Consider the following 18,791-nt stretch of genomic DNA (forward strand, 5'->3'; position numbering starts at 1 on the left):
TTAACGTGAGTTTGTCAACCTCTTCCTTACCCGCCCAGAAATGAATTTCCGGGCTAATAGCTAAAGTTTACTAAAGTAAACTAAAGATGTTTGAGTATTTTTAGTCATCTTTAGATGACTTTAGCTATGAGACTGGGAATTCATTCCCAGTCGGGATACAATACTTTTCGGTTAAGCTCAAAACACCGAAAAGTATTGTACGTTTACCTATTCTGCTTCGTCTTTTAAATCCCAAACCTGTGCAATATTCCTAAGTTCTTCAACTATTTGTTTGATTTTATCAATAATATCTTCCGCATTTTTAGGATCTTTACGGAAGCCTGCGTGTAATACATCATTACGCAAATTTGTTAAATTTAGTTCTCCACTCCATAATTTATTTACAAGCTTCTTTTTAGTTTTAGGAATGTTATTCCACTCATCAAAATATGGTGATTGATGAATTATATTATTATTTTCATCCTTAATTTTTCCTCCTTTCTTTAGTAAAAATTCCATCTCATCCCTATTTTTTATATCTAAAGGATCTAATTTAAAATAATAGCATAACAATGAAGGTATCCATTCTCTTGCTATAGATAAAGCTTGGACTATTTGACCTTTTTGTACATACCATTCTACCATTTCTAATTGTCTTAATAGACAAGATTGAGGACTAATAGTATAATCAGTTGGGTTGACTAAGCCAAATTTGCCATAATCTTTTTCTACTCGACTTAATAAAGTAAGAAATGGTAATTCAGATTGGGATACTGTTGGTGCAGTTTTAGCTATAAGTTCAGGTAATAGTGCGGATTTTTCTAATACATCCATTGGACGCAAAAGCTGTAACCCTTGAGAAATTCCATTTACACCTGATGCTAGTTCTTGTGATGCAGTATTACCATTAAGCAATAAATTAGCTAAAGATTGACCATTTCCTGTTTTGATAAATTGGTCTGTTGCTGTTAACCAATCAAGCATAGAAATAAACTCTGATAAATCAATAACTGGAGCTATACCATTATTAGAAAATCCTAATTCCCATGCTCCATAATAAATACCAGAGATTTTCACATTTTTGGCTGCTTTAAGATATGCCGCAAATAAAAATACCAAAAATGGTAAAGAACGTAAACCATGAGTAATATCAAATATTACATCATCATTGTTATTTACTTTTTCAGTAATTTTTTTAAATGTTTCCCACATTTGCTCAGTATTTTCGCCGTTGGGTATATCCACAGCTTCTATTCGTTTATCTTGGAGATTTTCTAAAATTGGAAAATTCTTTTTTCTAGCTTCAGATGTAACACAAACTAACATAGAATCATATTCACAAAATTTATGCAATGCTTCTGCAAATACTTCTCCATCATAATTTACACCTTCAAAACTATATGTAGTTTTCTTTGCTTGAATACCCAAAAAAGTAATAATTCTTCTCATGATGATCTCCTGATTTTACTAATTAGACTCTTTAACTATCGTCCGTCCCATTCCCAACCGTGTCTTAATTCCCGTACCAGCAAACCGCGCATATTGAACTAATAAATTAGCCACATTTGCTAATAAAGGATCAGCACGTTGGAAAACCTGTAACCTCACATCACCCACAAACCCATTTACAAAACCTTTACTGATTTGAAAACTTTGTGTTTTAATTCTGTGATGTTTAAGTAAAATTGCATTATTAAGATAAGCAATCAATTCATCACCTCCTAAATAAACAGGTGCAAAATTATTCCATCTTTCTAACCAACTAGAAAACATTAATGTCGGCACAGGTAAGCACAATTTTGAATTACCTTGAGCAAAAGCTGTAGGTGTGATAAATTGTAAGTGATAACTTCTAATTGGTTCGGGTTCATTTCCCACTAATTTTGTATATAATTCCTCATAGCTAGTGATTTCATCTTCTCGATTAATAATGTTAAACTTTGCTCCTAAAAATTCTAATGAATCGCCAAAATCCAGATGAGAAATTGCCTTAGCAGATGTTTCATTTAATCCAGATAGGGATAATTGATAAAATTCTTCTGGATGGAAGGTGATAAAATCTCTGGATGTTAAATAATATCCTGTTATTCCTGAGTAGGAAACTGAAGGTATGATTTCCGATCCTATTTCTAGATTCAGTTTTTGATGTATTTGTTTAATCAGTTCTAACCCATAAGGACGGGGTAAAATTGTGGATGTGGGTACGGTTAAGGTAAATGTAGAATTGATTAGCATTGTGATTATAAAGTATTATTCTATGATTTTTATGATAAACTCTTAAACTTCACCCACCCTGGTACAAATTTAATCTCTCCATCAGAACTTATAATAGTTCTCCGAGATTTTGGTGCTTCAAAACCAGGTGCTTTTAACCCACAAATATCTCTTAATTTTTCTCTCAACTCATCATCAAAACATAACCCTACTGTTGTTCCTGTCATCCCACTACCCCAACCTAACCGCATTCCATAAGGACATTTTTCTGGTTCGTAAAAATCACCAATATTACTAAAATCTAAGTTTTTACCAGATGCTTTGGGGTTATTTTCTATTGTATTCCAGTAATCATGTTCATAATCCCATTGTTCTTGTGCAAATTCTTGACATATTTCTAATAATTCATCAATGTTATTAAATGGTAGTTTCATTCCTTGTTTATGTTTAAACCAAGTCAACATTTGTTGATCTAATGTAATAGTAAATTCGGTTTTCACATTCCGCACCATTTCCACATAAAGAGAAGCTTTATATTTCGCTCGATAGTCATCAAATCTACTAGAAACTATCACTTCTACCACTACTGGAACATTCTTGGGAATTGGTTGACCTGTTTTTCCAGGAACTTCGGTTTTAATTAATGATTCGGAATCACTAACTTTTAAACAACGTAAAATATCTGTATTTTGACTCTTACCACTAAATGTTTTACCTTGATAAATTAAGGAAAAATCAGAAAATAAACTATCTATAAATTGATCATCAGCAAATGTTTGACTACGTTTACTGCTTAATTCTCCTAATCTTGCTTTAAGTTGTTTTTCAATTTCACTTACTCTGCTATTTTTGGGAACTTGATATTTATCTGGATGTTTTAATAAATGATAAAATATGGCTGTTTTTATTGATCCTTTGATAGATGAACCAGGAATAAATAAATACCCCATACCATTACGAATCATGGGACGTAAATCTGTAACTCTTTCCGCTAATTTGTGACTAATTGCACTTTCAGGAAAGATAGGATTTTCATTGCTGTCTGTTGCTGTCCACCATTTATTACCAAATGCTTGTTCTAACAGTTTGGTAATATTTTCATTATTTTCAATTGCTTGAATATAATCATTTAAAAATCTTCCTCCTTTTTTTAATAAACCTTTAGCTAATGCTTCTTGGTTAGGAAGATAAACTTTCTTTGCTGTCTGTACATATTCAAAGGGATTTAATCTAGATACAGATGAACCAATATGTAAAATAGGACTGGTTAACTGTATTTTTCTGGTTTCATACAAGTCCGGTTTTTTTAATGCTAATTCATCCACAATTGTCATTATCTTTTTCCTCTTTTGTATTAATTGGTAGAGTTAAACTAATTCCACTACGATAAATTTGATGTTTTTTAAATTCTGTTGGTGTCACATTTACCAGTTTTCCAGTACGTGAGGAATTAAATACAGAACCTTCAGTAAACATTCTTACCATTTGACGACGAATTTGGCTTTCTACTATCCATCCTCCTCTTTCTTGTATTTCATAACTGGAATTTTCCAGAAAGTTTGGTTGTAGGTTAGAATCCCAAAATAAGCTAATTAAAGTGTGAAATTTACCACCTTTAAAACTAACAACTTTTTGCCAAATTTCTGGTAAGTCTAACCATTTAGCTGTGAATCTTCCCGCACCGCTAGAACGTTCTCCTCCTATTCCTTCTTCTCCTAAAAGATGTAAAGCTGCTTGGAGTTTATTGGCTAATTTTTCACATTGTGGAGAAAGTTCTAAGAGAAAATATAAACCTGCGGTATCACTAGCAAATTGCACAAAACCTGTATGATAAAGGTTGGTTGCTGTGGTAACTCTATCTATGGCTATTTTTGGGAGTTGATGAGTTTTACAAGCTTTTTTGTAATTAAATGTTTCCGCTGCTGCTAGTTTTCCTTCTGGTTTATCTTCACGGTGATTTTCTAATTCTTTTTTATCTTCCTCTGTAAAACCTTTTCCTTGATACCATCTTTGCCAAATTTCTAAAGGTAAATAATTTAGCTTTTTATAGGTTTTAAAAAAGGCTAAATCATCATCTGGATAGTTGATAGGAAACTTTAGAGGACGGGGAAGATAGTAAATAGTATTTTGAGTATTTTTACTTTTATCTTTCCCCACTTCTCGATAGATAAAGGTTGAACTAATGCGGAATGGTGGAATTAGTTCAGGATTTTTTGCAGTGGGAAATAGTTGCAATAATTCCTCTACTGCATCTTTCCCAAACATCCGCGCATAGTTGCTAACCCAAGCACTAAATAAACTATCAGAACGGATGCGATCGCTCGTTTCTTCCATTCCTATTCCTAGTTCCCCAAAATGCGCGGGATTGTTAACAAAATTGAGTTTAACTAATTTCCAAACACTCATGATTAATTCCCTGGTAATAATCGCTGGATGTACTCGCGCAAATTTCTGAAGTTCTCTAAAAGTGCTTCGGTATTAGCAATAGGATCTAATGATTGTATTGCTGAAGTTCCTCCTGGTGTTTGTGTCATTTGGCGATATTGTTCTAAACTGCGATAAGTAAATAGGAAGTTCTCAAATCTTACTTTTCCATATCCTCTTGAACCATTTCCACCTAATGCGTCATCTTCTAAAAATGCGAGTGCGATCGCTATATTTTCTAAATCTTTCACTGCTTGTTCAGCATTTTCTACCGTGTAAATTAGCTCAAAATCAAACTTTGAACCCGCAGGAACTCTTTCTAATTGTCGGGGGTTTGCTGCTGCTGTTACTCTGTCAATATTATTTTCAAATTTCCATTCTGTCATAAACAAACCAGTATCCACTTGTTTTAATTGTGCTGCGGAATCTGGATGTAAATGACTATCTCTAACAATTAAACGACTCGGTGCATTTCTACCACTAGAAATTTTTACACAGTTGTAATTTTTATTTTCATGTTGAATTGTTTTAGTAGGACTTTTATCAGAAAACAAACCTTCCTTTTTCGCAGTTTCTACTTCCATCCAAAAGTTAGAACCACCTGTAGAACCAAATAAACGACTTATTTGGCAAGTTCTCGCACCTTCATAACGGATAAAATGACCTCCGATTTCGGTAAAACCATCAACTAAATCATCACTTTCATAGCGTAAAGTATCACGACTACCAGGACGGTTTAAAGGTTTATTTAATAACCGTTCTAATGTTGCTCTTAATTTACCTTTAATTGATGAACCTGGTAAATAGGGATATTTAGTTAAAGGATCACGAATTACTGGTTTATCCAATCCCCCAATATCTAAATTTTCACCACCACCACCAATATGTAAACCTGTTTGTGCTGTTAATTGACAACTGAGAGTTACTTTTCCTAACAAGGGAGTTTGTACATAAGATACTGTCATGATTATCTCCTAATTATCTCCTAATTATCTTCTACTATCTGCTTCTTTGTGATATGCAATTATTGATTCTATAAACTGAACAAGACGGTAAAAATCTTGAGTCGTTTTTACTCTATCAATAGCAACTATCATCACCTCATTTAAAGGTTTTACGGCTTTTTGTCTAGCTGCTGCATAAGCTAATTTGGGCTTTAATAAAACAATTTCTGTTTCGATTTTGTTAAATCTTAACTTTTCTTGTTCTTCTTCCGTTTTGGCATTTTTTATTTTTTCATCATCTAATGCCAAAATATATTTTATTTGGTTGATAGCATCTAAAAACTTACGGATTTGATTAGTTTCTAGTTTTTGTTCTTTCAAATGATATCCTAAAAAATTAGCTTGTGTTACCAAAGTACGAATAGGATAATCTTTCAGATAATTACTTTGCTGAATACAATCCTTAATTTCTTGAACAATGTTAGTCGTAGTTTCACGATTATTACGAGAATTAGACTGAGATGTTTGATTTGATTGGTTAACAATTTGTCCTGAATTTCTGGTAGGAGGTTGTGGCCTATTGGGACTATTCATAATTATCATCCACGATTTAATAATTCAATCCAAGTGGCAATAGCACGAAAATATGGTGCATTGTAAGGACTTTTTAAAGAAGTCCGAAAATCATCATTCTTTAATACTTCTCTCGGTAATCTCGACAAAGTATAAGCTATCTTTGGTAGATGCAAATAATAGCGAGTTCCTAAAGCCTCCTGTGTTTTTTGATCATTAAATTTTTCTAAAGCCTGTTCTTGAATTTGTGCAGTTATTAGTAGGTTTCGCACAAAATTACGGGAATAATTCACCCCTATATTTTCCTGTTCTAATATCTCCACAAATGGCAGGATACCTAAAAACTCTGGCTTGTTTTCTGAAGATAGATATTTCTTAATATCACTATCAAGATGATCATCATTTATATCTTCTATTCCCAGCCATTCATCCCATTTGAAAACTTGACCAAATAATCCTAAGGAGAGTTTTCACTAGCAGGAAGTTTAAATGACAGTGTAGGTAATTCACTACCTACATTTTCACGGGTTGACCGTACAATTGCTTTTACTCCAAATAAATTACTCCCCAACTCAAACATACTGCGACAAGTTTCACAAGCTAAAACTGAATCTGTTTCATTATCATTCAGAAGTTTTAGCTTGTCTGGTTCTACATCGTCACGATGACAAACGCGACACGGTTCATGGCTGTAACGTGGTTTGATTAAATCACTAATTTGATCACAAAATTTCTGAGATTTATGAATAGCTAAATTTTTAGTAGCTTTTGACCAATTATCCGCAAACTTAGAATTTTTATCAGCACTTTTCAACTCTGGTTTTAGCTCAGATGTAGAAAAACATAAACAGTCTAAAGCTAGAAATACTTTCCCTTCAAATTCCGTTAATAACCATTTATTAAATTGTTGACGTACTTCTTTAATAACATTTTTAACTTCTTCCTTCCCAGAAGCCAAAATATATAAATTACCACCACCTGCATAAATTACATTAGTCCGAGGGAGTTCTAATTTATCTAGTAATTGTTGTACTACCTCTTCCGTGACTAATTCTAAATAAAAACTCCTCGCTCTTAATGATTTTAATGCCCCATCAGAAGATATGGTATAAATGAATTTTTGAATCCCTGATAAATCACCAGCAATTAAAGTAATATTGTCAGATTCAGCATTATTGACTAAAGCTGCTGCAACTGCGGCCGTACTTTTAACCAAATCTATTAAGGCTATATTTTCCTCTCCAAAGCTAATAAATGATCCGAACTTTTCTACAATTAAAGTTAACAAAGATAGATTTTTATAATCTTCCTGATCTAAACTATCTAAAGCTGTTTTGATATCTTTTTTTAAACTCTCTAAACTTGGTATTTCTGTTACTGGATAGGGAATTTGAGGATCACTATTATCAATAGCTTGAGGTATCCAATAATGTTCTTTTGTCTGCTTTTTCTGCTCTTCTTTAAGATTCACATAATCAAATAGTAATCTTAAAGCCTGTGGTTCTCCCTGTTTAGGCCAAGATAGAATACCCTGAGCTTTTTCAATAGCTTTTTTGATAGCATCATCAATACTATCTGACGCTGATAAAGATAACTTGTTAACAACATCAGACTTAACCCAGTTTGCCAAAACTGCGATCGCCTGTTGAACAACCTGTAATGCAACTTGAGAACTTTTCACCATAAATACTTTTTCCCACTATAACTGCAAACCAAACATCCCCACCGCAAACATCCTCATCTCGCTGTCATCGGCAAATTATACCTATAAGCTTATATGATTATTACTCAACATAACCACTGAGAATATTACAATCGCTGTAAATAATTACTACAAACTGTAAACTAGAATATTCACATATAGTAAAAATCAGCTAATTTCTTTAATCAATCAAATCTCCCAACTTATAAGTGGGATTGTGAGTAATACAAATCACATATTTTGCTAATTTGGGATCATAAAAACCAATTGCACTGTAAATATGTGCCAACTTATGCGCCAAAACAAAAGCGACAGGAATAGACACAGGTCCATTAATTTTCAATAATTGACCCCCTGCTAACTCTCTCGACTGCGCCATTTCTTCTAAGCGTGCCGCTGCATCCTTTACTATTTGGTCGTTTTGGGCAGGTTCGCCAAATTTAATCCGTAAAATTCCCGCTTGTAATTCAATGTTATAAGTAGTCACGGTTTGCATCTCCAACCAATAACTACATCATACATGACAGTGGAAGTAGCCTATTCCAAGATATTGGGTTTTATTCTCTGTAGCAAAGCAAACAAGTGACAAAACAACTTGTTGTACTAATGTAACACTTATTATCATATTGTAATAATAAAAACTATATCATTATACTATGTATTAAACTATAACAAAACTTGTATACTAAAATAATCATGGGATTTTTACTCAGAATTATCGGCTTTGGTTTGCTGATATTAGGCATCTACTTTGTTGGACAAAACATCATCTTTACAACTAACGTTTATCCTTATTGGTGGCGGGGAATAGCAGCAGACACATCTATACTTGCACTAACCATAGGGGTGATGATTTTAATTTTCTTTCCCAGAGGAATGAAAGAACTAGGCTGGATACCCGTATTTATAGGAATTATTCTTGTGTTTATCAGCAGTCGAGCTATCCTGAACCCTATGAGTCTATGGCAATTTTTTCTATCATTAATTCTCATGTCAGGAGGCTATAAAATGTTCATCACCGGACGTTTACCTGTGTAACAAAATATTCACCAAAAATAAATTACTTCTATCTCTTCGTTAGAGTAGCTAAATTTTTTTTAACTAACCGCAAAGTACGCAAAGAACACAAAGGTAAGAGGTTTAAGAGAGATTTTTCTTGGGCTAGTAGCGGTGATCACAAATATAGCCGTAGAGAGAGTAGTTAGGACATCAATTCAATACTTTTCGGTTAAGCCCAAAACAATGAAATAACGTAGGTTGGGCTTACCGTGGGGAAACCCAACAAACCCTTGTAAATGTTGGGTTTCGTTCCTCAACCCAACCTACAAAAATCCTTAACCGAACAGTATTGGACATCAATTGATCATGAAAGTCTTACTAAAATAGGGTTTTACTCCTAACTCCTTGAACTCCTGCTATATCAAATCCTGTACATCCTTAAATCCTGGATATCCTGATTCTGACAAATTAAAAACAAAAAAAACGCCCCCCATTTCTGGAGAGCGTTTCTTTATCTAGCCCAGAGTTTTATTCTTATTAACCGTTGATTGCAGGAGCAGTCAAAGCAACAGGAGCAACTTCACCAGCAGCTAAGTCTAAGGGGAAGTTGTGAGCGTTACGCTCGTGCATTACTTCCATACCTAAGTTAGCGCGGTTGATTACATCTGCCCAAGTACCGATTACACGACCTTGAGAGTCAATGATGGATTGGTTGAAGTTGAAACCGTTCAAGTTGAACGCCATTGTGCTTACACCCAACGCTGTGAACCAGATACCAACTACTGGCCAAGCAGCCAAGAAGAAGTGTAAGGAACGGCTGTTGTTGAATGAAGCGTATTGGAAAATCAAGCGACCGAAGTAACCGTGTGCTGCAACGATGTTGTAGGTTTCTTCTTCTTGACCGAATTTGTAACCGTAGTTTTGAGATTCGGTTTCGGTTGTTTCACGAACCAAGGAAGATGTTACCAAAGAACCGTGCATTGCTGAAAACAGTGAGCCACCGAATACACCAGCCACACCTAACATATGGAAGGGGTGCATCAAGATGTTGTGTTCTGCTTGGAACACGATCATGAAGTTGAATGTACCGGAGATACCTAAAGGCATACCATCGGAGAAAGAACCTTGACCGATGGGGTAGATCAAGAATACTGCGGTTGCTGCTGCCAAAGGTGCAGAGAAAGCTACACAGATCCAAGGACGCATACCCAAGCGGTAAGAAAGTTCCCATTCACGACCTAAGTAGCAAGCTACACCGATCAAGAAGTGGAAAATTACCAACTGGTAAGGACCACCGTTATACAACCACTCATCTAAGGAAGCTGCTTCCCAAATGGGGTAGAAGTGTAAACCGATAGCGTTAGAGGAAGGAACAACTGCACCAGAGATGATGTTGTTTCCGTAGATTAAAGAACCTGCAACGGGTTCACGGATGCCGTCGATGTCAACGGGAGGAGCAGCGATGAATGCGATGATGAAGCAAGTGGTTGCTGCTAACAAGGTGGGGATCATTAATACACCGAACCAGCCGATATATAGGCGGTTGTTGGTGCTGGTGATAAATTCACAGAAACGATCCCATACGTTGGCGCTTTGGCGCTGTTGGATGGCGGTTGTCATGTTCTTATGATTGCGTTTTATGTATGTATGTTTTGGTAGGTGTTTCTACCTGATGAATTTATAGTAGGTCAAATATTTCGATTTGTAAAGGGGTTTTCGTAATATTTTTTAAAATTTTTCTCACAGGATCAGAAAACCTAGATATAGTAAGGGTTACAGACTTTATATTTTTGTAAACTTCTTCTCTGGATTGTAAAAATGCTGTTATCTAGTGCCAAGGTAGTTACTTATAGTCCTGCATATACTCTTGTTCCTACTTACGAATGTTTTAATAGATGTAGTTATTGTAATTTTCGTGTTGAACCAGGTTCACGTCCTTGGATGACGCTAGAACAAGCAGAGAATATTTTATTACCTTTAAAAAATCAAAATATCTGTGAAATACTCATTCTCAGCGGTGAAGTTCATCCTTTTTCATCCAGACGTGAAGCGTGGTTTCAGCTTATTTATGATTTATGTGCTTTAGCTTTATCAATGGGATTTTTACCCCATACCAATGCCGGACCACTGAGTTTTGCGGAAATGGAAAAGCTAAAAAATGTCAATGTTTCGATGGGATTGATGTTGGAACAGTTGACACCCCAGTTATTAAATACTGTTCATCGTCATGCACCGAGTAAATTACCTCAATTGCGTTTACAACAGTTACAATGGGCGGGAGAATTGCAAATTCCCTTTACGACTGGGTTGTTATTGGGAATAGGAGAAAGTGAAGATGATCGCTGGGAAACTTTAACAGCTATTTCTGAGTTGCATCAACGCTACCACCATATACAAGAAGTTATTTTGCAACCCCACAGTCCAGGAAGTCAGCAAACCTTTAACGCAGAAGCTTTTGACCCTCATCAACTACCGCACGTGATCAGGAAAGCACGGGAAATTTTACCCGCAGATATTACAATCCAAATTCCCCCTAATTTACTGCTAGATGAAAATTGGTTATTAGCTTGTTTAGATGCAGGTGCGAGAGATTTGGGGGGTATAGGTCCAAAAGATGAAGTTAACCCTGACTATCCCCATTTACAGGTACAGAGATTAAAAGAAATTTTACAACCTGCGGGATGGGAATTAGTACCCCGGTTGCCTGTGTATCCTCAGTTTCAAAAGAATTAGTCACCAGTCACCAGTCCCCTTTAGAAGAACAGGTTTTCAATCCAGTTCTTCTGTAAAAATCCTGATTTTTTTCCAAAATTTTACTACCAGTATCTTATCAATCTAGAAAGTCTCTTCCTGACTACGACAAAGACAGCGTTTTGCTAGTCAATGAACTATAAAATAAGAGTATTGCTTTGAGATTGACAGAGATTTAAACGCTGCGATGAATTTAAAACAAGAAGCGGTCAGATTGACCGTGCCTGTCCGCCGTGGCGGGTTAGCCTGTGGACTAGATAGTGCCGACACTGCTAGGGTGAAACAGGAAGAAAAAGCTGGCTCTTGTTAGCATTAGTTAGCTTTTTTGTATCGGAATGCTGAAACATAGGAAATAGTAACCTCATCTCAGCGGTTACACAACTTACAATATGTAGGAAGTATCAAGGTAGCAGTAGCAATGATAGAGCCTGAAAACAAACTATTTGCGCCCAATGATGGTTGGAATGATTTAGACACAAAAGAAGAACAACGCATCAGAGTATTGTTAGACTTGGGTTTACGGCAACCAGAAACAATTCCGGTATTTGAAGAAGCTACTCAAACAGCTGCTCACTTTTTGGCAGCAGAAATTTCTATTTTGGGATTTATGGACCAAGAAGTTCACTGGTTCAAATCATCAGTGGGTTTATCAAGATTAGGTCTCATGAATGAGATAGCACAAAAACGTCAATTATTACGACGGGATTCTTTTTGCTCTCAGGTGGTAGAAAATTCTCAAATATTAGTTATTAATGATACAAAAGCAGCAATAAATACACAAATATCTACCAGTAAGTTAGTACAAAATTATGGCATCCGTTCCTACTTGGGAGCGCCATTAATTGATGCTTATGGATATTGCTTGGGCGCATTGGCAGTTATGGATCGTCAACCACGCAATTTCACAGATCGAGAAATTGAGTTTTTGCAAATCATCGCTCGTTGGTGCATGAGTGAATTTGAACGCAACCGATTTTTGCAAGGTCAATTCCAAAAAAGCACTATTACAAGTATTCCCAGTACAAGTATTCCTCGTACAAGTATTCCTAGCTTGCCATTCCCAGAAGAACAGGCAATTGACTGGCAAACCGCACCACCCATTCTAGAAAATGTTTCTAATTCTACTCAGCAACTGAAACTAGAACTCTTAGGCCAACTAACTCAAGAATTGCGTACACCCTTAACATCCGTACTGGGGATGGCTGGTGTTCTGGCACGTGAAATTTATGGGCCTTTAACAACAAAGCAGCGAGAATATCTAGAGATTATCCAACACAGTGGACGCTACTTACTGTCTTTAGTCAATGAAATTACCGAACTAGGAACATTAAGTGATAATTCTAATGTGCTGAACTTAGCTCCTGTAGATATTGAAATGCTGTGTCAACAAGCTATCAACACTCTATCAGAAGTGGCTGTCCGTCGGAATCAAGAGATTCGCTTGTCTATAGAACCAGGACACAATCGCATTTGGCCTTTAGATAAAGATAAAGTGCGACAAATTTTGTATAACCTGTTGTTTAGCATTATTCAACTTTCTACTACAGGTAGTATTGTTCGTGTTCATATTTCTTACAAAGAAAATACCCTCTGTATTACTATTTGGGTTTCCCATCCCTGGTCAGGAGTAGGAGATGGAAACGGTGAAATTGACTTTTATTTACGTCTTGATTCTTTGTCCATATCAGAAATCTTGGGTGAGTCTGAAAAGTATGATTCTGATTTAGAAAATAAGAAGAATGCCCCAGGAAATTGGGAAAAGTCAGCAAATTTGATGGAGCAGCAGTTAGCAATCTTGGTTGATAGCTCAGATAAGGATTTAGGTAATACTTCTGTGAATCTGTCTCGTGAAAAACTAGGTTTGTTACTCAGCAGTCAGCTGGCAGAACTACATGGCGGCCAAATTTCCATCCAAGGTTCTCCAGAATCAGGATATCGCTATGTGATTTCTTTGCCACTGCCAACGGCTAATTCCGCTAAATAGTGACAGGTGACAGGTGACAGGTGACAGGTGACAGGTGACAGGTGACAGGTGACAGGTGACAGGTGACAGGTGACAGTAATAAATTTACCAATTACCAATTACCAATTACCAATTACCAATTACCAATTACCAATTACCAATTACCAATCACCAATTACCAATCACCGGATTATGATTAAGGCTAAGTTCTACAATTAGGTGCTAGTTGATCACAACCTTGTTTATGAATTTAGTCTGGCAAAGATTTACTTTATCCTCTGTACCGCTCAGAGAATATTTGGATACTAGTTACCTGCATCGGTTGATGGTGGGTATTTTACGTCCTTGGCGGCAAACCAGTATTTTAATGCAGTGGGGAGATACGATAGCGGCTGCTCTACTTAGCCTGATATATGCTCTTGCACCTTTTGTTTCTAGTACCCTAATGGGTTTGTTGCTGGTAGCTTGTGTGGGTTTCTGGGTGCTATTGACTGTATCTGATGATACAAGTCTGACAAATGCCGCTTCGGTTACGCCTATTCATCTGCTAGTGTTGCTCTATTGGTTTATTGCTGTGGCAGCTACAGCTTTATCACCAGTGAAAAAGGCCGCGTTGAGTGATTTGGTAACGTTAACACTCTATTTATTGCTCTTTGTTCTATGCGCTAGAGTTCTGAGAATTTCCCGTTTGCGAACTTGGCTAATTACTCTTTACTTACATATATCTCTGATTGTCAGTGTATATGGAATTCGGCAATGGTTTTTTGGCGCTAAAGCATTGGCTACTTGGGTTGATCCAGAGTCAAGTTTGGCTAAGACAACCAGGGTTTACAGCTATTTAGGTAATCCTAACTTATTGGCTGGATATCTAATACCAGCAGTGGTTTTAAGTTTGGTGGCTATTTTTGCTTGGCAAGGTTGGATTAGGAAAGCTTTAGCACTAACAATGTTTGTTGTCAATACAGCCTGTTTGGTTCTTACTTTTAGTCGTGGGGGCTGGATTGGTTTGGTGGTGGGGCTTTTGGCTGCAATGGCATTGTTGGTTTATTGGTGGAGTGTGGCAATGCCACCTTTTTGGCGCACTTGGTCATTGCCAATTATTGTAGGGGGTTTGATTGGGGTATTGGTGTTGGCGGTGATTTTTGTTGAACCTGTACGGTTGCGAGTTTTTAGTATTTTTGCAGATCGTCAGGATAGTAGTAATAATTTCCGTCGCAATGTCTGGGATGCTGTTTTTGAAATGATACGCGATCGCCCCATTATTGGTATCGGTCCTGGTCACAATTCTTTCAATAAAGTTTATCCTCTTTACCAACGTCCCCGTTATACTGCTTTGAGTGCCTATTCTATTTTCCTGGAGACGGCTGTAGAAACAGGTTTTTTGGGTTTAGCTTGTTTTCTTTGGTTAATACTTGTCATCTTGAATACGGCATTTATGCAAATGCGCCGTTTCCTAAACTTGAGAAGTAAAGATGGACTTTGGTTAATTGGGGCGATCGCTACTTTGTTAGGTATGCTTGCTCATGGCACGGTAGATACCGTCTGGTATCGTCCTGAAGTCAATACTCTTTGGTGGTTAATGGCTGCTTTAGTCGCCAGCTATTGGACTGCTATATAAAACCACTGACATTGCTAGACTTTACTTTCTACTTCAATGGGAGCATGGGAGCAGTTATCCGTGGTGTAGACTTTCACGCCTTAGTATAGGTAATCCTTGCTATACCAGCGTGTTTAGCCATTAATATTTCCTGGGTTTTGTTTACAGCGATTTTCAGGTAAATGAACCACATTTTTTAATCTCACGCAAAGACGCAAAGGCGCAAAGGAAGAAAGGAAGATAACAAGAAGGATGTGGTACAAATACATGAAAACTGCTGTAATTTGAGTTTTATTTTCATGGAAAAAAGCATTGCTCGACATCAATACTGTATCTGATCCTTAATTTCTTTGGACCAATATATCTATTCCTCCGATTAGCCAAATCAATCTGCGGTATATTTGGCTAATAATTTTTCATTGCTCGTTGAATATCACGCTGATCTTGACGGCGTTTGAGGCTTTCCCGCTTATCGTGAATTTTCTTACCTTTACATAAACCGATGCTGACTTTTACCCAGCCGCGTTTCAGATACATTTTTAACGGCACTAAGGTTAAACCCTGCTGTTCTACTTTACCAATTAGCTTGCGGAGTTCTTGCCGATGCAGTAGCAACTTACGAGTGCGACGTGGTTCATGATTAAAATATTGTCCACTAGAGGTATAGGGAGAAATATGTACATTTATTAACCATGCTTCACCATTGCGAATCAACGCATAGCCATCCTGGAGATTTGCTTTACCAGCCCGTATTGATTTTACCTCCGTACCTGCCAACTGTATTCCCGCTTCGTAGGTTTCTAGGATTTCATACAAATAACGAGCTTGGCGATTGTCGCTAATTACTTTATAACCTTCGTTTTTGTCACTCATTGAAAATCTGCTTTATGTTAAATATTGGTTAGTTGCTTTACTTCGTTGTTTAAAACATTTGTAATTTGAATAATGAATTTCGACTAATTGAATTTTACATTATATTTTCTATTTAATTTAATCTATTAGTGTAACATTATTAAAATTTGAAATAACATTAAATTTTATGAACACTTCCTAAGCATATAATAACAAAATATTGAGTAAGAAAAATGCTAGGGGTGTACTGTCCATGCCCTTGAAGATCCTTGTAGTGGATGACGACCTCGGCACTCGTCTGTCTATTGGTGATTATCTTGAACTGTCCGGCTATTCGGTGATCATGGCTGATGACGGTCAAGAGGCTTTGTGTATAGTGGAAAAGAACCATCCTGATTTAATGGTGACAGATATTGTCATGCCAAGGATGAACGGCTATGAACTGGTGCGTCGGGTGCGTCAACAAGCTGAGTTTAGGTTGTTACCTGTAATTTTGTTAACAGCCCGAACCAAAACCCAAGAAAGAATTCTTGGTTATCAATCAGGATGTGATTTATACTTGCCTAAGCCTTTTGAACTAGAAGAGTTAGCCGCAGCTATTCGTAATTTACTAGAGCGATCGCAAATCATTCAATCAGAATACCGCTTCTCTTATCAAGAAAGTTTAGATGGGTCTAACCTGATAAAATCAATACACGGACAAAATCATTTATCGACACCAATTGTCAATTCTCAGTTGTTATTATCATTAACTACAAGAGAGCAGGAAGTCTTAGAACTATTGACTCACGGTTTGTCTAATGCCGAAATGGGTAATCAACTACACCTGAGTCCGCGCACAGTTGAAAAATACGTCAGCAGTTTATTGAGAAAAACAGAAACCAGTAATCGCGCAGAACTGGTGCGGTTTGCCATCAAGCATGGTCTTGTAGAGTAGGTCACCAGTCACCAGTCACCAGTCCCTCATCACATATTCTAGCAGACCTGAACAAGCATCCATAAGGAGGTCTATCACCTGATTAAATCCCTCTTGTCCGCCATAATAGGGATCTGGAACTTCTTTGAGATCGTGTTGAGAGCAAAAATCACACATCAAACGGACTTTATGGTGATATTCTCCAGAACGGTCAACAGCGAGAATATCTTGATAGTTATCCTTATCCATTGCCAAAATTAAATCAAACTCTTGAAAGTCTGATTTTTGAAACTGACGAGCTTGACCACGTAGTTTAATTCCCATCTTAGCAGATGCAGCAGCACTCATGCGGCGGTCAGGTGGACTACCAATGTGATAACTAGAAGTACCAGCAGAATCACAGTAAATTTTATCGCTCAGACCAGCTTGGTCAATCAGATAATTCATAATATTTTCTGCTGAGGGCGATCGGCAAATATTACCCAGGCAGACAAACAGTAACTTGTAAGACATTTTTCGGGGTTAATCCTTTTAGGGAAATGATGTAATCGACTATGTAATAAACTATGATCAAATAGCGCAATAAGTCAAGATTTATATTTAAATAAACATCCCACAATCTGGACAAATAAAGGTATTTTGATGATTTTTATTAATACAGCGGATTCCTTGGTCATGAGATACATTATAGCCCCCTCATTGCTGGCGGAGATGGGATTTTGTCAATAAAGCATTATATCAACATTCCCTAAAAAGTGCAGTCATAGAAATAGGATTGCGAGAATCTGCTAGGTTGGTTTTAACTCCCCAAGAAATTCAACATTGTTGGGGTGAAGGTGCAGGTTCTCAAGGATGGGAAACAATCAGAAAATACCTAATTTATGACTTGGAAGATACGAAATTAATTGCTGATAAATTAGTGCCTTCTTATTACTATGAATCGCTGATAGTGCCAGGTATGAATTTACAACAACTATCGCTTACTGGTAATGGTACTAAATGGCAGCGAGTTTTAGAAAGACAATATCCAGGTTACAAACCAACTGCTGATCCGAAGTTGAAATTTGAGGGAGGACTGGTAATTTCAGTACCAGGTTTACACAAACACATTGCCAAAATTGATGTTTCCAGTCTGTATCCCAGCATTATGCTTAAATATGGGATTTGCTCCCGCAAGGATACGCAACGAGTGGGGTTAAGTATTCTCGATTATCTCACCAGGGAACGACTGAGACTCAAAGAATTAGGAAAAGCTGGAGATTTAGCTGCTAAACAAGCTGAAGCTGCTCTCAAAGTGTTAATCAACTCGTTGTTTGGCTTTTATGGGACTTCTGGTGTTGGTTTTAATGATATGGAAGCTGCTGCACTGGTTACAGCTTATGGCAGACGTATTCTGCGATTCATGATTGATGTGATTGAAAAAGCGGGAGGTATCCAGGTTGAAAGTGATACTGATGGTGTGTTTTTCTCCCACTCTGAACCTCTGCTGATATTTGAGAGGCTGCAAAATGCTTTACCTACTGGTATCAAAATCGAGTTGGAAATCCTTGCTAAAGCGATGTTTGTTCCCTCTAGAGGAGCTAAGAATTATATTCTCTGGCATGAAGATGGGAAAATTACTACTAAGGGTTCATGGCGGAAACGCGATCGCTCATAAAATATACGCAAGAGCTAAAAATTGTAAGTATTAAAAAATAATAGTTGACAAATGAAATATATTTGTGATATTCTTCTGTAGAAAATGCAAAATTTTTAAAGTATTTCCGAGAAATTCAAGGTTTATTGAGGTATAGTAAGCGATTCAACTTTGAATTTTAAAACGAAAACCACTTTCTAAAATAGGTGTACTTCATTTGCTTCAATAATGTTGCATCATT

At 36.7% G+C, this 18,791-nt stretch carries 20 protein-coding genes; 7 read left to right on the plus strand and 13 right to left on the minus strand.

The features are described 5' to 3' along the window. Positions 1 to 207: 207 nt before the first annotated feature. The 9 genes from csx2 to K2F26_RS13535 all read right to left on the minus strand — a co-directional run bounded on the left by csx2 (position 208) and on the right by K2F26_RS13535 (position 8,323). The gene (csx2, locus tag K2F26_RS13500; protein ID WP_220608241.1) at positions 208 to 1,428 is read right to left on the minus strand and encodes a TIGR02221 family CRISPR-associated protein; all 1,221 of its coding nucleotides are present in this window, start codon (positions 1,426 to 1,428) and stop codon (positions 208 to 210) included. Between the two features lie 18 nt (positions 1,429 to 1,446). Then, on the minus strand, positions 1,447 to 2,214 hold the full coding sequence (gene cas6, locus K2F26_RS13505) for a CRISPR system precrRNA processing endoribonuclease RAMP protein Cas6 (protein ID WP_220608242.1): 768 nt from the start codon (positions 2,212 to 2,214) through the stop codon (positions 1,447 to 1,449). A gap of 29 nt (positions 2,215 to 2,243) precedes the next feature. Beyond that, positions 2,244 to 3,527 (minus strand): type III-A CRISPR-associated RAMP protein Csm5, encoded by a 1,284-nt coding sequence (gene csm5, locus K2F26_RS13510; RefSeq protein ID WP_220608243.1) that lies wholly within the window; start codon positions 3,525 to 3,527, stop codon positions 2,244 to 2,246. Continuing rightward, positions 3,511 to 4,599: a type III-A CRISPR-associated RAMP protein Csm4 gene (csm4, locus tag K2F26_RS13515; protein ID WP_220608244.1), complete on the minus strand. Its 1,089-nt coding sequence runs from the start codon at positions 4,597 to 4,599 to the stop codon at positions 3,511 to 3,513. The genes csm5 and csm4 overlap by 17 nt, the downstream gene beginning before the upstream one ends. Before the next feature lie 2 nt (positions 4,600 to 4,601). Further along, positions 4,602 to 5,582: a type III-A CRISPR-associated RAMP protein Csm3 gene (gene csm3 / locus K2F26_RS13520; protein WP_220608245.1), complete on the minus strand. Its 981-nt coding sequence runs from the start codon at positions 5,580 to 5,582 to the stop codon at positions 4,602 to 4,604. Between the two features lie 24 nt (positions 5,583 to 5,606). Beyond that, positions 5,607 to 6,155, minus strand: a complete 549-nt coding sequence (gene csm2, locus K2F26_RS13525; protein ID WP_220608246.1) for a type III-A CRISPR-associated protein Csm2 — start codon at positions 6,153 to 6,155, stop codon at positions 5,607 to 5,609. A 5-nt stretch (positions 6,156 to 6,160) separates the two neighbouring features. Then, entirely contained in the window at positions 6,161 to 6,406 is a 246-nt protein-coding gene (locus K2F26_RS24785; RefSeq protein ID WP_246605356.1) for a hypothetical protein, read from the minus strand. Positions 6,407 to 6,591: 185 nt separating this feature from the next. Further along, positions 6,592 to 7,818: a type III-A CRISPR-associated protein Cas10/Csm1 gene (gene cas10 / locus K2F26_RS13530; protein WP_246605357.1), complete on the minus strand. Its 1,227-nt coding sequence runs from the start codon at positions 7,816 to 7,818 to the stop codon at positions 6,592 to 6,594. A gap of 199 nt (positions 7,819 to 8,017) precedes the next feature. Continuing rightward, positions 8,018 to 8,323, minus strand: coding sequence for a CRISPR-associated protein Csx3 (locus K2F26_RS13535; RefSeq protein ID WP_220608247.1), 306 nt, complete (start codon positions 8,321 to 8,323; stop codon positions 8,018 to 8,020). A 209-nt stretch (positions 8,324 to 8,532) separates the two neighbouring features. Here K2F26_RS13535 and K2F26_RS13540 point away from each other — a divergent pair, with 209 nt between their 5' ends. Further along, positions 8,533 to 8,874 (plus strand): hypothetical protein, encoded by a 342-nt coding sequence (locus K2F26_RS13540; RefSeq protein ID WP_220608248.1) that lies wholly within the window; start codon positions 8,533 to 8,535, stop codon positions 8,872 to 8,874. A gap of 498 nt (positions 8,875 to 9,372) precedes the next feature. Here K2F26_RS13540 and psbA read toward each other — a convergent pair whose 3' ends face one another. After that, a complete protein-coding gene (gene psbA / locus K2F26_RS13545) occupies positions 9,373 to 10,455 on the minus strand; it encodes a photosystem II q(b) protein (protein ID WP_096569142.1) in 1,083 nt (360 codons plus the stop codon). A gap of 198 nt (positions 10,456 to 10,653) precedes the next feature. Between psbA and cofG the strand changes: the two genes are divergently transcribed. From cofG to K2F26_RS13565, 4 genes are all read left to right on the plus strand, one after another. Continuing rightward, positions 10,654 to 11,568, plus strand: coding sequence for a 7,8-didemethyl-8-hydroxy-5-deazariboflavin synthase subunit CofG (cofG, locus tag K2F26_RS13550; protein WP_220608249.1), 915 nt, complete (start codon positions 10,654 to 10,656; stop codon positions 11,566 to 11,568). 436 nt (positions 11,569 to 12,004) lie between these two features. Then, complete coding sequence (locus tag K2F26_RS13555) at positions 12,005 to 13,570, plus strand: GAF domain-containing sensor histidine kinase (RefSeq protein WP_220608250.1); 1,566 nt, start codon at positions 12,005 to 12,007, stop codon at positions 13,568 to 13,570. Between the two features lie 69 nt (positions 13,571 to 13,639). Beyond that, positions 13,640 to 13,768: an alpha/beta hydrolase gene (locus K2F26_RS13560; protein WP_220608251.1), complete on the plus strand. Its 129-nt coding sequence runs from the start codon at positions 13,640 to 13,642 to the stop codon at positions 13,766 to 13,768. 25 nt (positions 13,769 to 13,793) lie between these two features. Beyond that, the gene (locus tag K2F26_RS13565; protein WP_220608252.1) at positions 13,794 to 15,167 is read left to right on the plus strand and encodes an IctB family putative bicarbonate transporter; all 1,374 of its coding nucleotides are present in this window, start codon (positions 13,794 to 13,796) and stop codon (positions 15,165 to 15,167) included. A gap of 73 nt (positions 15,168 to 15,240) precedes the next feature. Here K2F26_RS13565 and K2F26_RS25335 read toward each other — a convergent pair whose 3' ends face one another. Both K2F26_RS25335 and smpB read right to left on the minus strand, forming a co-directional pair. Then, positions 15,241 to 15,339 carry a helix-turn-helix domain-containing protein gene (locus K2F26_RS25335; RefSeq protein ID WP_367890303.1) on the minus strand — a complete coding sequence of 33 codons (99 nt, stop codon included), beginning with the start codon at positions 15,337 to 15,339 and terminating at the stop codon, positions 15,241 to 15,243. A gap of 212 nt (positions 15,340 to 15,551) precedes the next feature. Further along, positions 15,552 to 16,019: an SsrA-binding protein SmpB gene (gene smpB / locus K2F26_RS13570; protein ID WP_096569128.1), complete on the minus strand. Its 468-nt coding sequence runs from the start codon at positions 16,017 to 16,019 to the stop codon at positions 15,552 to 15,554. Positions 16,020 to 16,251: 232 nt separating this feature from the next. On the opposite strand from smpB, the gene K2F26_RS13575 reads away from it, so the two are divergent. Continuing rightward, positions 16,252 to 16,935 (plus strand): response regulator transcription factor, encoded by a 684-nt coding sequence (locus K2F26_RS13575; RefSeq protein ID WP_220608253.1) that lies wholly within the window; start codon positions 16,252 to 16,254, stop codon positions 16,933 to 16,935. Positions 16,936 to 16,950: 15 nt separating this feature from the next. On the opposite strand, the gene K2F26_RS13580 is transcribed toward K2F26_RS13575, so the two are convergent. Continuing rightward, positions 16,951 to 17,427: a low molecular weight protein-tyrosine-phosphatase gene (locus tag K2F26_RS13580; protein ID WP_220608254.1), complete on the minus strand. Its 477-nt coding sequence runs from the start codon at positions 17,425 to 17,427 to the stop codon at positions 16,951 to 16,953. Positions 17,428 to 17,689: 262 nt separating this feature from the next. Here K2F26_RS13580 and K2F26_RS13585 point away from each other — a divergent pair, with 262 nt between their 5' ends. Further along, entirely contained in the window at positions 17,690 to 18,571 is an 882-nt protein-coding gene (locus K2F26_RS13585) for a DNA polymerase domain-containing protein (protein WP_246605358.1), read from the plus strand. Positions 18,572 to 18,791 lie beyond the last annotated feature (220 nt).

Source organism: Sphaerospermopsis torques-reginae ITEP-024 (genome assembly GCF_019598945.1).
Lineage (GTDB): Bacteria > Cyanobacteriota > Cyanobacteriia > Cyanobacteriales > Nostocaceae > Sphaerospermopsis.

Coding starts and splice junctions, on each gene's coding strand:
- csx2 (WP_220608241.1), bottom strand. CDS start 1,428: ATGAGAAGAATTATTACTTTTTTGGGTATTCAAGCAAAGAAAACTACA.
- cas6 (WP_220608242.1), bottom strand. CDS start 2,214: ATGCTAATCAATTCTACATTTACCTTAACCGTACCCACATCCACAATT.
- csm5 (WP_220608243.1), bottom strand. CDS start 3,527: ATGACAATTGTGGATGAATTAGCATTAAAAAAACCGGACTTGTATGAA.
- csm4 (WP_220608244.1), bottom strand. CDS start 4,599: ATGAGTGTTTGGAAATTAGTTAAACTCAATTTTGTTAACAATCCCGCG.
- csm3 (WP_220608245.1), bottom strand. CDS start 5,582: ATGACAGTATCTTATGTACAAACTCCCTTGTTAGGAAAAGTAACTCTC.
- csm2 (WP_220608246.1), bottom strand. CDS start 6,155: ATGAATAGTCCCAATAGGCCACAACCTCCTACCAGAAATTCAGGACAA.
- cas10 (WP_246605357.1), bottom strand. CDS start 7,818: ATGGTGAAAAGTTCTCAAGTTGCATTACAGGTTGTTCAACAGGCGATC.
- K2F26_RS13540 (WP_220608248.1), top strand. CDS start 8,533: ATGGGATTTTTACTCAGAATTATCGGCTTTGGTTTGCTGATATTAGGC.
- psbA (WP_096569142.1), bottom strand. CDS start 10,455: ATGACAACCGCCATCCAACAGCGCCAAAGCGCCAACGTATGGGATCGT.
- cofG (WP_220608249.1), top strand. CDS start 10,654: ATGCTGTTATCTAGTGCCAAGGTAGTTACTTATAGTCCTGCATATACT.
- K2F26_RS13555 (WP_220608250.1), top strand. CDS start 12,005: ATGATAGAGCCTGAAAACAAACTATTTGCGCCCAATGATGGTTGGAAT.
- K2F26_RS13565 (WP_220608252.1), top strand. CDS start 13,794: ATGAATTTAGTCTGGCAAAGATTTACTTTATCCTCTGTACCGCTCAGA.
- K2F26_RS25335 (WP_367890303.1), bottom strand. CDS start 15,339: ATGTGGTTCATTTACCTGAAAATCGCTGTAAACAAAACCCAGGAAATA.
- smpB (WP_096569128.1), bottom strand. CDS start 16,019: ATGAGTGACAAAAACGAAGGTTATAAAGTAATTAGCGACAATCGCCAA.
- K2F26_RS13575 (WP_220608253.1), top strand. CDS start 16,252: ATGCCCTTGAAGATCCTTGTAGTGGATGACGACCTCGGCACTCGTCTG.
- K2F26_RS13580 (WP_220608254.1), bottom strand. CDS start 17,427: ATGTCTTACAAGTTACTGTTTGTCTGCCTGGGTAATATTTGCCGATCG.